The following is a 13,153-nucleotide window of genomic DNA, read 5'->3' as shown; positions in this document are numbered from 1 at the left end:
CCGGCGGCGATCCCGCCGGGTTTTCCATGCCCGATTGGACCACTCAGTGCGATGCAGGCAGTGCTGCGCCGTCCTTGTCGTGCACCGCGAAGCGGTCGAGCATGTGGGCACTCGCCTCGTTCAGGCCGCGCACCTCGACGTCGATGCCGTGACGGCGATACTTCAGCACAACCTTGTCCAGCGCACCGACGGCGCTGATGTCCCAGAGGTGGGCGCCGGAGACGTCGATGACCACCTTCTCCACCGCCTCGGCGAAATCGAAGGCGGCGACGAAGCTTTCCGTTGAGGCGAAGAAGACCTGGCCCTCGACCACATAGGTGCGAACGCTGCCGCCGGCATCGATCCCGGTGCGTACTCGGAAGAGCCGCGCGACCTTGCCGGCGAAGAAGACGCCGGAGAGAAGCACGCCGACCAGCACGCCCTTGGCGAGATCATGCGTGCCGACCGTCGTCACCACCGTCGCCAGCATCACGATCGAGGACGACAGCGGATTACGGCGCAGGTCGAGCACCGAGCGCCAGGAAAACGTGCCGATCGAGACCATGATCATCACCGCCACCAGTGCGGCCATCGGGATGATGCGGACGAGGTCGTCGAGGACGAGGATCAGGAACAGCAGAAAGGCGCCGGCGACGAAGGTCGACAGCCGCCCGCGGCCACCTGACGTGACGTTGATCACCGACTGGCCGATCATGGCGCAGCCGCCCATGCCGCCGATCAGGCCGGAGGCGATGTTGCTGGCGCCCTGGCCGATGCACTCCTGGCTCTTCGAGCTCGTCGTGTCGGTCATGTCGTCGACGATCTGCGCCGTCAGGAGCGATTCCAGCAGGCCGACCGCGGCGAGCGCCACCGAATAGGGAAAGATGATCTGCAGCGTCTCGAAGGTCAGCGGCACCTGCGGCAGGGCGAAGACGGGGAGCGCTGCGGGTAGCTCGCCGAGATCGCCGACGGTGCGCAGGTCCAGCCCGCCCCACCAGGCGATCGCGGTCAGAACGAGGATCGCCACGAGCGGCGACGGCACGGCCTTGGTCACGTAGGGGAAGAGGTAAATGATGGCGAGGCCGGCGGCGATCATCACATAGGTCAGGTGCGGCACGCCGACGAGCTCGGGCATCTGCGCCATGAAGATCAGGATCGCCAGCGCATTGACGAAGCCTGTTATGACCGAGCGCGAGACGAAGCGCATCACCCGGCCGAGCTTGAACATGCCGGCCAGAATCTGGATCGCGCCCATCAGGAGCGTGGCGGCGAAGAGGTATTGCAGCCCGTGCTCCTTGACGAGCGTCACCATCAGGACGGCGGTCGCCGCTGTCGCAGCCGAGATCATGCCGGGCCGGCCGCCGGCAAAGGCGGAGACGCAGGCGATGGCGAAGGAGGCGAACAGGCCGACCTTGGGATCGACGCCGGCGATGACGGAGAAGCCGATGGCTTCGGGAATGAGGGCCAGGGCGACGACGATCCCTGAGAGAATGTCGGCACGAATGTTGCAGAACCATTCGCGCCGGTAGGCGGATAGCGTGGTTTTCATGGAGAACTTCGCAAAATGAGAGCATCCAGGCCGGGGCTTGGTCCGGCATGCGACTGGTCTGATGCTTTTGCGTTGTCTGGCGGATCGGCGGCCAGAAGAGCCACCCGGGGTTTCACCGGGTCCGGGGTGAGTTCCCGCTGTATAGACGCCGATCCGTTGCATGGCAACATCGCGCCGGTGACAGGGTAACGGGCGAGCCCGTCAGGGATCTGCCGCGGCCCGCAATCCCGGGCAGGCCGCGGCAGGGCGAGCGGGGCCGGCCGTTCAGCCCGCCTGTCGGGAAAACCGCAGGATCCGACGCTGCGCGTCGGCGACGTCGTCGCGCGCCTCGGTCGCTTCCGGCAGCCGGAATGCGGCGACGAGGTCGCGCAGGCGCTCGGCCTGGGCGGCGAGGACGGCGCTGGCGGCGTTGTTCTCCTCCACCATGGCGGCGTTCTGCTGGGTGCCCTGATCCATCTGGTTGACGGCCTGGTTGACCTCCTTCAGGCCCAGAGACTGCTCGCGGGCGGAGACGGCGATCGCCTCCATGAGGGCGTGGATCGCCTTGACCTCGCTGCCGATCGCCTCCAACGCCGTGCCGGTGTTGCGGACGATGCCGACGCCGTCCTCGACCTCGCTGCTCGACTGGCGGATCAGGTCCTTGATTTCCCTTGCGGCCACCGCCGAACGCTGGGCGAGTTCGCGCACCTCCTGGGCCACGACGGCGAAGCCGCGGCCCGCCTCGCCGGCACGCGCCGCCTCGACGCCGGCGTTGAGCGCCAAAAGATTGGTCTGGAAGGCGATCTCGTCGATGACGCCGATGATGCTGGAGATCCGCCGCGATGATTGCTCGATCCGCTCCATCGCGCCGACCGTGCCGCCGACGAGCTCGGCGGTGCGCTCGGCATTGGCGTTGGCGCGGGTGGCGACGTCTCGGGCCTCCTGCGCCCGTTCCGCAGCCTGGGTGACGTTGGCCGTGATCTCGTCGAGCGCGGCCGCCGTCTCCTCCAGCGCCGCTGCCTGCCGCTCGGTGCGGCCGGACAGCGTCTCGGCGCTGGCGCTGATCTCGCGGCTGCCGCCGTCGATGGTGATGCCGGCGGTGGCGATCTGCGCCAGCGTCCCGCCGAGTTGCCGGAGCGCCTGGTTGAGATCGTGGCGCAGCCCCTCGAATTCGGGGGAGAAAGGCTCGACCAGGGCGAAATCGAGGTCGCCGTCGGCGAGACGCCGCAGGCCGCCGGCAAGCCCGCCGGTCGCCTGCATCAGCCGCTCATTCGCCTCGGCCTCGGCGGCCGCCTGGATGGCGACGCGCTCGGCCTCGGCCCGGCCACGCTCGGCCGCCGCCTGCTCCTCCAGCCGCCGGTTGTCGATCGCGGCCTGCCGGAACACTTCCAGCGCCGCCGCCATGGCGCCGATCTCGTCGCGCCGCTCCAGTCCCGGCACGGCGATCTCCGTGCGGCCGCCGGCAAGCGTGCGCATCGCCGCCGTCATCTGGCCGATCGGGCGGACGATCGAGCGGCCGACGAGCCAGACGGCCAGCAGCAATGCCGCCACCGCACCGGCAATGAGCGCGGCGACCACCGCGATCGTGCGGGCCGCCGAGGCGTCGGTTGCCCTGACGTGGTCGGTGCGGCCTGCCGCCAGGAGCGCGGTCGCGCGGTCCTTCGCCGGTTCGATCGCCGCATGGGCGGCGCTCACCGCCGCACGGGCGGTGGTTTCCCTCAGGCTCGCCTCGGCATAGAGGCGGAAGGCGTTACGGTAGACGTCGAGCCGCTCCATCACCCGCTGGCGCTGGGCGCCGGGCCGGTAGAGCTTGCGCACCAGGCCGGTGAAGGTTTCGGCCTCCTCGGCGTGGCGATCGATGTATTTCGGGTCGCGGCGCAGGATGAAGTCCTTCTCGTGGCGGCGCAGCATCAGCATGCTGGCGAGCACGCCCATGTCCTCGACGCCCTGCAACTGTTCCTCGATGTCGTGGACGGCCGAGCGCATGGCGCCTTCCAGCCCGGTGGACTGGTCGAGGCCCAGTTCCCCGTTGACCGCGACGAGACCGGCAAAGGCTGTGCGATAGGCGGCAAAGCGCGCCTCGATCTCCTCAAGTTCGGCCGAGAGCGCCGGTTCGGCGGTGGAGCGGAGCGTCTCCAGGCGCGCCGTCGCGGCATCGGCGGTCGCTTCGAAGGCGGAACTTGCGGCCATCTCGCGGGCGAGCAGGAAATCCTTCTCGTTCAGCCGGGCGGCGAGGAAATCGGCGGAGAGGCTGGCGAACTCGGCCTCGCGGGCGGCGAGCCGGTAGCCGACCTCGCGGCTCTGGGCCTCGACCTGCCGCTGGACGAGCAGGATTCCGGCGATCACGGCGATGCCAGTGACGGCGAGTGCGCCGAGCAGCATCACGCGGTGGGCGATTTTGAGCTTTGACAACAGGAACATGGTGCGGTGCCATCGAAACGGGAACGGAGCCCGACCTATGGCTTTGCGAGACTTAACGGATATTCAAGCATTTATGAATGTTTTGTGACATTTCACAGGAGCACGCACCGGTCAGTCTTCCCGCTTGTTCCTGAAGAACATAACGGCCACCGTGACGCCGATCACCACGCCCAGGATGACGTCGAGGAAACGGGCGAGGCCTGCGGATTGCGGGCCCATCAAGAGGACGAGCATGGCGGAGACGCCGGCCTGGATGGGGACGACCGGCGCGGGGCCGAACAGCGAGGCGAGGATCATCGCGACAAAGGTGGCGCTGGCGAGCCGGACTTCGCCCCATTCGTAGGGGATCAGGAACGCCAGTTCGCCGACGAGGATGCCGACCGTCACGCCGAGGAGCAGGTTGGCGCCCTGCTTCAGGTGATCGGGAATGCCGGGCGCCAGGCAGATCAGCGCGCTGATCGCGGCGAAGAGCGGTTGCGGCTGGCCGAACAGCAGATGCGCCAGCCAGTAGGCCAAGGCGGCGGTGAGCGCCGCCGCCAGGGCACGGGAGAAAGCTGCGCGGCCGCGTTCGAACAGCGTCCGCAGCAAGGTCCTAGTCCTTCTTCGGCGTCGGGGTCACGCGCAGCGCCAGTTCGCGCAACTGTGCCGGGCTTGCCGGGCTCGGCGCGCCCATCAAGAGGTCCTGCGCCTGCTGGTTCATCGGGAACAGCGAGATCTCGCGCAGGTTCTTGGCGCCGACGAGCAGCATGACCACGCGGTCGATGCCGGCGGCCATGCCGCCATGCGGCGGCGCGCCGTACTGGAAGGCGCGGTAGAGGCCGCCGAAGCGGTCTTCCACGTCCTGCTGGCTGAGGCCGACCTTCTCGAAGGCCTTGACCATCAGTTCCGGCGACTGGTTACGGATCGAGCCCGAGGCGATCTCGAAGCCGTTGCAGACCATGTCGTACTGGTAGGCCTTGATCGAAAGCGGATCCTGGCTTTCCAGCGCGTCCAGCCCGCCCTGCGGCATGGAGAAGGGGTTGTGGGCGAAGTCGATCTTCTTCTCGTCCTCATTGTATTCGAAGAATGGGAAGTCGACGATCCAGCACAGCTCGAAACGGTCGCGGTCGACGAGGTTCAGCTCCTCGCCGGCGCGGGTGCGGGCTTCGCCTGCGAATTTGTAGAACTTGGCCGGGTCGCCGGCGACAAAGAAGCAGGCGTCGCCGTCGTCGAGGCCGAGCTGGGTGCGGATCGCATCCGTGCGCTCCTCGCCGATGTTCTTGGCGAGCGGGCCGGCGCCCTCCAGCTTGTCGCCTTCCTTGCGCCAGAAGATGTAGCCGAGGCCCGGCTGGCCGGTCGACTGCGCCCAGGCGTTCATGCGATCGCAGAAGGCACGCGACCCGCCGGTCCTGGCCGGGATCGCCCAGACCTCGACCTTCGGGTTGGAGGCGATCATGTTGGCGAAGACCTTGAAGCCGGAGCCGGCGAAGTGCTCGGTGACGGCCTGCATCTCGATCGGGTTGCGCAGGTCCGGCTTGTCGGAGCCGTACTTGCGGATCGCCGTGTCATAGGGAATGCGCGGGAACTGCTGCGTCACCGGCTTGCCGTTCGCAAACTCCTCGAAGATGCCGCGGATGACCGGCTCCATCGTGGTCCAGACGTCCTCCTGCTCGACGAAGCTCATCTCCAGGTCGAGCTGGTAGAATTCGCCCGGCAGACGGTCGGCGCGCGGGTCCTCGTCGCGGAAGCAGGGGGCGATCTGGAAGTAGCGGTCGAAACCGGCCACCATCAGGAGCTGCTTGTATTGCTGCGGCGCCTGCGGCAGCGCGTAGAACGTGCCCTCGTGGATACGGCTCGGCACCAGGAAGTCGCGGGCACCCTCCGGCGAGGACGCCGTCAGGATCGGCGTCGAATATTCGGTGAAGCCGACATTGGTCATCTCGCGGCGCATGGCGGCGATGATCTGGGTGCGCTTGACGATGTTCTTGTGCAGCGTCTCGCGGCGCAGGTCGAGGAAGCGGTACTTCAGGCGCACATCTTCCGGATAGTCCGGTTCGCCGAAGACCGGCAGCGGCAGTTCCTTGGCGGCCGAGAGCACCTCGATCTCGTGGGCATAGAGCTCGACCTCGCCGGTCGGCATGTTCTTGTTGACCGTCTCGTCCGTGCGCGCCTTGACGAGGCCGTCGATGCGGATGACCCACTCGCCGCGAACGGTCTCGGCGACCTTGAAGGCGGGGCTGTCCGGATCGGCGACGACCTGGGTGATTCCGTAGTGGTCGCGCAGGTCGATGAAGAGCACGCCGCCATGGTCGCGGACGCGGTGGACCCAGCCGGAAAGACGGACCGTCTGGCCGACGTCGGACTTGCGGAGGGCGGCGCAGGTATGGCTGCGGTAACGGTGCATTGTTCTATCCTGGAATGCTGCGCGGCCAGACCCGGAAAGCGGGGCCGCGCGTCTTCAAAATCGGGCGGAAAAGCGCATGACCGGTCCGATTTGTCAAGGCTTGCGGCGGGAACGCCCGGGGCGCTTGCCCGGGAACGAGGCTCGCCCTCCATCCTCGCCGCAAGGGGGAGGCTTGGCCCGGACGCTTCACCGAGGCTTCATCCGATCAGGCGAGCGCGACCTGCCCTCTCCGCCGAACATGATGAAAAAATGACACGCGACCGGCAAATCGGCATGTGAACAACTTCTTAAGGACTTGCCCGGCGCCCGCAGAACGAGCATGAAGAATTTGTTAACCCTGCCCGCGCGGCTTCGCAATCCGATTCGAAGCGCGGGAGGAGCCTGACGGAAGAAAAGCGCCCTCATGCCTGAACTCGTCCATCTTTGGCCCCTGCTCGTCACCTCGGTCGCGATCTATTATTTCTATCGGTGGGTGGTCACCGACATGAACCGCCGATAGGTCGGCAGCCCATCCGTCTTCGAGGCTCTGGAAGCCAGCGGGCAGCAACGGGCGTTCGCGCGACGGAAACTCCGCCCGCGTTATTCGCATGGTTCGGACGGGGCGCTGGAAGCTGCCTCATCTGAGTTTGGTTATGTGACACCTTTCAGCGCCCCGTTCGACGGTTATTGTCCGCAACTTCGCCCTGCTGCTCCAGCCGCAGGCATTTGCGCCGGCAACTGACCTGTGTGCCACCCGGACACGTCCGGAGCGCAACTCGGGACTTGTCCCGCCGTCTCCAGAGGAAGGCCTTTCTGCGAACCCCTCGGTGCGGGGAAACGCGTCCCTCCCCCGCACAAGGCGTCGGCTCCGCCTCGCCGCGACGCCTCGCGGTGCATCCGTGACGGAACGGCGACCAGTATGACCCGACGACGGTCAGCGGGCATGGCCGACGGAGCGTGCCCTTGATTCGATTGCCGAAATTCCGTCCGTCGTCCCGCAGACAGCGCTTCATTTCCCGCCCGCGGCCAGCAGGACCGTGAGAACGGCATGAAAGACGACGGCGGGCCACAGGAAGATGCCGGCGAAGGTGCCGGCGAGGCCGAGCCAGGCCAGATAGAGCGTGGCAGCGGCGCTGTAGAAGAGCATGGCCTGCAGCGGCGAGCCGCGCCAGCAGGCGATCGCCAGCGCGATCAGGGCAAGGCCGGCCACCCGCGCCGCCGGAACGCCCGCGCCACTGATCTCCGCGCCGAAGAGAAGCCGCCCGACGAAGGACGGCGTGGCCAGCAAGGCCAGCCCCGTCGCCGCTTCGCCGGCGGCTGCGACCATCAACGTCGAGCGTCTCGACAGGATCACCGCGATTGCCTTTCACCCTGTCCGTTCGGCCATCGGTCCGTCACGGGGCCGCCTTCGGCTGCTCCCCGAGCTTGAAGGTCAGCCGGTCGATCTTACCGGTGAAGCGGAACGGCACGTCATAGCGATATTCCAGCATCGCCACGCCGGAGCGCGTGTCGAGGCCGACGTCGAAGCTCTCGTCTTCCGGGAAGGTGACGGGCGTGCCGTGCTCCAGGACGTTGCTCGCGACCTCTTTGCCGTCGACCGACAGCGTGCCCTTGCCGCCCTTGCCGAGTTCCGGACCGTCCGAGACGAACTCGAAGACGATCGTGTGCCGGCCGGCGTCGAGCGTCGGCCCCTCCCAGGCGGTGCGCTTGAGATCGAGAAGATTGTAGAGGAAGACGACCTTGCCCTTGCCGAACCCGAGTTCGCCCTTGCTGAGCAACAGCGCGTAGCCGCCGAAGCGGCCGCCCTCGGTGACGATGACGCCCTCGGCGCCGCCATCCGGGATCTCGACCTCGGCGGTGATGGTGTAGGACCTGTTCAGGATGCTGGGCGCGGCACTCTTCGGCACGCCGCTGAGTTCGCCCGAATAGGCGAATTCCGTGCGGCCCGCCGTCAGGCTCGGACGGGCGGCGTTCCAGCGCGCCAGCGTCGAATTGTCGAGCGGCAGCACGTCGTACTTCGCGGCTTCCGAATAGAAGAGCGCCTGCATCTCCTTCAGCTTGTCCGGCATCGATGCGGCGAGGTCGTTGGACTGGGTGGGATCCTCGGCGACGTTGTAGAGCTCCCACGCATAGCCGGTGATCACGTCCGGCGGCGCCTTGGTGCTCAGTTCCCATGGCAGCGTCGCCGGCGTCGTCGCCGCCACCCAGCCCTCGTCATAGATGGCGCGGTTGCCGAGCATCTCGAAATATTGCGTCTTGCGGGCAGACGGCGCGGTCTCGTTCGCCTTGTCGAAGGCATAGGCCATGCTGACGCCGTCCATCGGGCGCTGCCTGATGCCGTCGATGGTGTCCGGCTGGGCAATGCCGGTCACCTCCAGGATGGTCGGCGCGATGTCGATGAAGTGATGGAACTGCCGGCGGATGCCGCCGGCATCGGTGATGTGGCCGGGCCACGACACCGCCATGCCCTGCGCCGTGCCGCCGAAATGGGACGGCACCTGCTTCATCCACTTGAACGGCGTGCCCATGGCCCAGGCCCAGCCGGCGGAGAAATGCGGGAAGGTGCGGTCGGAGCCCCAGAACTCGTACCAGAGATACTGGTCCTTCACCGGCACCGGGATGCCGTTGAAGGTGGTGAACTCGTTCGGCGTGCCGTTGACCATGCCCTCGGCGCTCGCGCCGTTGTCGCCGCTGATGTAGAGGATCAGCGTGTCGTTCCATTCGCCGAGATCTTCGACCGCCTGGATCACCCGGCCGATCTCGTGGTCGGTATAGGCGAGATAGGCGGCATAGATGTCCGCCTGCTTGACGAACAGTTTCTTCTGCTCGATGTCCAGCGTATCCCACTGCGGCAGTTCCTTCGGCCAGGGTGTCAGCTGCGCGTTTTCGGGCATGATGCCGAGCTGCTTCTGGTTGGCGAAGATCGTCTCGCGCAGCTTGTTCCAGCCCTCGTCGAAGAGGTGCATGCCGGAGATCCTGTCGATCCATTCCGGCGTGGGATGATGCGGGGCGTGGCTGCCGCCGGGCACGTAATAGACGAAGAACGGCTTGTCGGGCGCGATCTCCTTCATCTGCTTCATGTACTGGATCGCGTCGTCCGCCATGGCCGTCGTCAGGTTCCAGGAGGGATTGCCCTCGAAGGGGTAGATGGCCGTGGTGTTGCGATAGAGGTTCGGCTGCCACTGGCTGGCGTCGCCGCCGACGAAGCCGTAGAAATAGTCGAAGCCCATGCCGTTCGGCCACTGGTCGAAGGGCCCCGCCTGGCTCGCCTGGTAGAAGGGCGTGTTGTGGTCCTTGCCGAACCACGAGGTGGCGTAGCCGTTTTCCTTGAGGATCGTGCCGATCGTGCCGCATTCCTTGCGGATGATCGAATCGTAGCCCGGATAGCCGGTGGCGATCTCGCCGACGACCCCGAAGCCCGCCACGTGATGATTTCGCCCGGTGATCAGGGCGGCGCGCGAGGGCGAGCAGAGCGAGGTGGAGTGGAAATTGGTGAACCGCAGGCCCTCCTCCGCGATGCGGTCGAGTGCTGGCGTCGGAATGACGCCGCCGAAGGTGGACGGCGCTCCGAAACCGACGTCGTCGGTCATGATGAGCAGCACGTTCGGCGCGCCTTTGGGCGGCACGATGCGCGGCGCCCACCAGGGTCTGGAGTCTGCCGCCTTCTCCTTGATGACCCCGCCGAAGGCCGGGTCCGGCGGTGGAAGCTGCCGGCCCTCGATCGTCGTCGTGGCGCTTGGCGTGCCGGGCACGCCGCTGACGTCCTGCGCCCAGCCGAAGGTGCAACCGAGGGCGAGGAAGCCTGCGCCCGCAAGCAAGGTGCGACCGATGCTCATTTCGCAATCCCCCCGAATACAAAGACCCCGCATTATTAGTATATACTAATAATAAGGTTATTGCCGAGTTCGGCCACGATGGCTTTCCTGCGGCGGCGGCAAATATTTCTCCGGTGCCCGGAATTGCCCTGTCGCGGGCACGGTTTCGCCTGTAGACATTGCTATCCCCGTGCGGCGCCCCGATTCCCCTCCCCGGCAGCAGAATGAGCCACATCCGCCCCCTCGTTCCCCTTCTGATCACCGCCGGCATCCTGATCGGCGGCAACGGGCTGCAGGGGACCTTCATCTCGCTGCGCGCCTCGCACGAGGGATTTTCGACCTCGCTGATCGGCCTCGTCGGCGCCGGCTACAACATCGGGTTTGCGGTCGGCTGCATCTACGTGACCCGGGTGCTGCGGGCGATCGGACATATCCGGACGTTCTCGGCGATGGCGGCGATCGCCTCGGCCTCGGCGATCGCGATGCTTCTGGTGATCGACCCGACCTTCTGGTTCTTCATGCGTCTGCTCGCGGGGCTCTGTTTCGCCAGCCTGTTCGCGACCGTCGAGAGCTGGCTGAACGCCAGCGTCACCAATGCCAACCGGGCGCGCACGCTCTCGCTCTACCGCCTCGTCGATCTCGGCTCGGTGACGGCGGCGCAATACCTGATCCCGGGCGTCGGCATCGGCGGCTTCCAGCTGTTCGCGATCATCTCGATGGCGCTGACGCTGTCGCTGGTGCCGATCTCGCTCGCCGACCGCTCCGCGCCGGTAGCGCCCGAGGCGATCCGCTTCGACGTCAAGAAGCTCTGGAACATCTCGCCGCTGGCGACGATCGGCTGCATCGTCGTCGGCCTGACGAACGCCGCCTTCCGCTCGCTCGGGCCGATCTACGGCGAGGAGATCGGGCTGTCGGTGACCGAGATCGCGAGCTTCATGAGCGCCGGCATCATCGGCGGCGTGGTGCTGCAATACCCGCTCGGGCTCTATTCGGACAAGCTCGACCGGCGCGTGATCATCCTCGTCGCCACGCTCGGCGCCACGCTCGCGGCCCTGTTCCTGGCGATCTTCGCCGGCGGCGACGAATGGATGAACCTCGCCGGCATCTTCGTCTTCGGCGCCTTCGCCATGCCGCTCTACTCGCTCTGCTCGGCGCATGCCAACGACCATGCCGGCGAAGGCGAGCATGCGCTGGTCTCCGCCGGCATGCTGTTCTTCTGGTCGATCGGCGCGATCATCGGTCCGCTGTTCGCCTCGGTGCTGCTCGACATCTTCGGCCCCGACGCGATGTTCATCTACATGGCCGTGGTCATGGTGATGTTCATGGCCTACACGGTGCTGCGCATGGGCACGCGGCCGGGCGTGCCGGCCGAAAAGCGGCACGGGCGCTTCCGCAACCTCCTGCGCACCTCGGCCTTCTTCAACAAGCTCGCCGGCGCGGAGCGCAACGGCAAAGGGTCCGGCGGCAAGCGGCGGTGAGCCTGCGACATCAGGTTCCGGCCCGCCATATTGATGAGTGCGCCGATCAGGATTATGCAGGGGCATCTTCCAAGACCGGGACCCGCCCATGCCGATCAGCCGCCGCACGCTTCTGAAGAGTTCCGCGATCGCCGCCGGCGCCTACGGCGCGGGGCTGGCCCTGCCTGCGGTGCGCCGCGCGCTCGCCGGCGCCCCGGAAGACCTCGTCGCCTACGAGTCCAGCGCGCTCCTCACCGGCGAGGCCGCGACCGGGGGGATGATGTCCTACGGGCTCGGTGCTGCGGGCGAAGGGGCGCCGCCGGTGCTGCGGATGCGCAAGGGCGAGGAATTCTCGGCCAGGCTGGTGAACCGGCTGAACGAGCCGACCACCGTGCACTGGCACGGTCTCAGGATCGCCAACGCCATGGACGGCGTTCCGGAGATGACGCAGCCCTATGTCTATCCCGGCGATACGTTCGACTACCGCTTCACCCCGCCCGACGCCGGCACCTTCTGGTATCACCCCCACTGCAACACGCTGACGCAGATGGGGCGCGGGCTGACCGGCGTCATCGTCGTGGAGGACCCGGCCGATCCGGTGTTCGACGCGGAGATCGTGCTCAACCTGCGCGACTTCCGGCTCGGCGGCGACGGCCAGTTCATCGCCCCGTTCAAGCCGCGCGACGCCGCCCGCAGCGGCACCTTCGGCACGGTGCGCACCACCAACTGGCGCGCCGCGCCCGCCTATGACGCGCCGGCGGGCGGGCTGGTCCGCGTCCGCATCGCCGCCACCGACGTGACCCGCATCTACAGGCTCGCCCTTGCGGGCGGGGCGGGCAAGGTGATCGCCCTCGACGGCAATCCGCTGCAGGCGCCCATCCCGCTCGACCTGCAGGACGTCGGACCCGGCCAGCGGCTGGACTTCGTGCTGCGCATGCCGGATGGCGAGGGCGAGATCGCCACGCTCACCAACGTCAAGGGCAGTACCCCCTGGACGATCGCGACGTTCCGTGCGGTCGGCGCGAGTGCGAAACGGTCGCTCGGGGACGCCGGGCCGCTGCCGGCAAACCCGATCCCGGTGGCCGACCTCAAGGCTGCCGAGATCATCCCGATGGAGTTCACCGCCACCGCCGAGCACGGGGCGAGGGAAAGCATCTGCGGCTCGCTGGGCTACACGTTCTGGGCGATCAACAGGATCGCCTGGCCGGGCGACACGGCAGACGGCGTGGCGCCGCTCGCCGAACTGAAGCTCGGCAGGAGCTACGTCTTCCGGGTCGCCAACCGCACGCCGCATGCGCATCCGGTCCACCTGCACGGCATGAGCTTCCACATCGTCGCCTCCAACCAGCCGCGGCTTCTCGGTCACGCCACCGACACGATCCTGCTGCAGCCTGACGAGACCGCCGACCTCGCGCTCGTCGCCGACAATCCCGGCCAGTGGATGCTCCATTGCCACATCATCGAGCACCAGAAGACCGGCATGAGCAGTTACGTTACGGTAACCTGAGCGCCGTCCGCAGTTTTTGATTGTGGCAAAATGGTGGAGCGGGTAAATCATCTGATCTTTGAAACCAGCCGTCGCCCGAGCAGA

The 13,153-nt window shown here is 67.0% G+C and carries 8 protein-coding genes and 1 other annotated feature; of the genes, 2 read left to right on the top strand and 6 right to left on the bottom strand.

The genetic code is table 11. The annotated features are described in order from the left end of the window. Positions 1 to 43: 43 nt before the first annotated feature. From LQK81_RS04105 to LQK81_RS04080, 6 genes are all read right to left on the bottom strand, one after another. Positions 44 to 1,528 carry a SulP family inorganic anion transporter gene (locus LQK81_RS04105; protein WP_230803621.1) on the bottom strand — a complete coding sequence of 495 codons (1,485 nt, stop codon included), beginning with the start codon at positions 1,526 to 1,528 and terminating at the stop codon, positions 44 to 46. A 70-nt stretch (positions 1,529 to 1,598) separates the two neighbouring features. After that, positions 1,599 to 1,654: a sequence feature (sul1 is cis-regulatory element that is thought to sense ions involved in sulfur or methionine metabolism; They are found in Alphaproteobacteria), on the bottom strand. Between the two features lie 138 nt (positions 1,655 to 1,792). Further along, complete coding sequence (locus LQK81_RS04100) at positions 1,793 to 3,928, bottom strand: methyl-accepting chemotaxis protein (RefSeq protein WP_230803619.1); 2,136 nt, start codon at positions 3,926 to 3,928, stop codon at positions 1,793 to 1,795. Positions 3,929 to 4,039: 111 nt separating this feature from the next. Then, positions 4,040 to 4,516 carry an FUSC family protein gene (locus tag LQK81_RS04095; RefSeq protein ID WP_230803616.1) on the bottom strand — a complete coding sequence of 159 codons (477 nt, stop codon included), beginning with the start codon at positions 4,514 to 4,516 and terminating at the stop codon, positions 4,040 to 4,042. 4 nt (positions 4,517 to 4,520) lie between these two features. Further along, complete coding sequence (aspS, locus tag LQK81_RS04090; protein ID WP_230803613.1) at positions 4,521 to 6,311, bottom strand: aspartate--tRNA ligase; 1,791 nt, start codon at positions 6,309 to 6,311, stop codon at positions 4,521 to 4,523. A gap of 988 nt (positions 6,312 to 7,299) precedes the next feature. After that, complete coding sequence (locus LQK81_RS04085; RefSeq protein ID WP_330166532.1) at positions 7,300 to 7,644, bottom strand: hypothetical protein; 345 nt, start codon at positions 7,642 to 7,644, stop codon at positions 7,300 to 7,302. 40 nt (positions 7,645 to 7,684) lie between these two features. Continuing rightward, positions 7,685 to 10,126 carry an arylsulfatase gene (locus LQK81_RS04080; RefSeq protein ID WP_230803611.1) on the bottom strand — a complete coding sequence of 814 codons (2,442 nt, stop codon included), beginning with the start codon at positions 10,124 to 10,126 and terminating at the stop codon, positions 7,685 to 7,687. 203 nt (positions 10,127 to 10,329) lie between these two features. Here LQK81_RS04080 and LQK81_RS04075 point away from each other — a divergent pair, with 203 nt between their 5' ends. Further along, complete coding sequence (locus LQK81_RS04075; RefSeq protein WP_230803608.1) at positions 10,330 to 11,583, top strand: MFS transporter; 1,254 nt, start codon at positions 10,330 to 10,332, stop codon at positions 11,581 to 11,583. An 88-nt stretch (positions 11,584 to 11,671) separates the two neighbouring features. Continuing rightward, the gene (locus tag LQK81_RS04070; RefSeq protein ID WP_230803606.1) at positions 11,672 to 13,069 is read left to right on the top strand and encodes a multicopper oxidase family protein; all 1,398 of its coding nucleotides are present in this window, start codon (positions 11,672 to 11,674) and stop codon (positions 13,067 to 13,069) included. The last annotated feature ends 84 nt before the right edge of the window (positions 13,070 to 13,153 follow it).

Origin of the sequence: Rhizobium sp. GN54 (genome assembly GCF_021026345.1) — a bacterium.
In the GTDB taxonomy this organism is placed as follows: Bacteria; Pseudomonadota; Alphaproteobacteria; order Rhizobiales; family Rhizobiaceae; genus Mycoplana.
The sequence above is the reverse complement of the archived record's forward strand: the minus strand, read 5'-3'. Positions and strand labels throughout refer to the sequence as shown.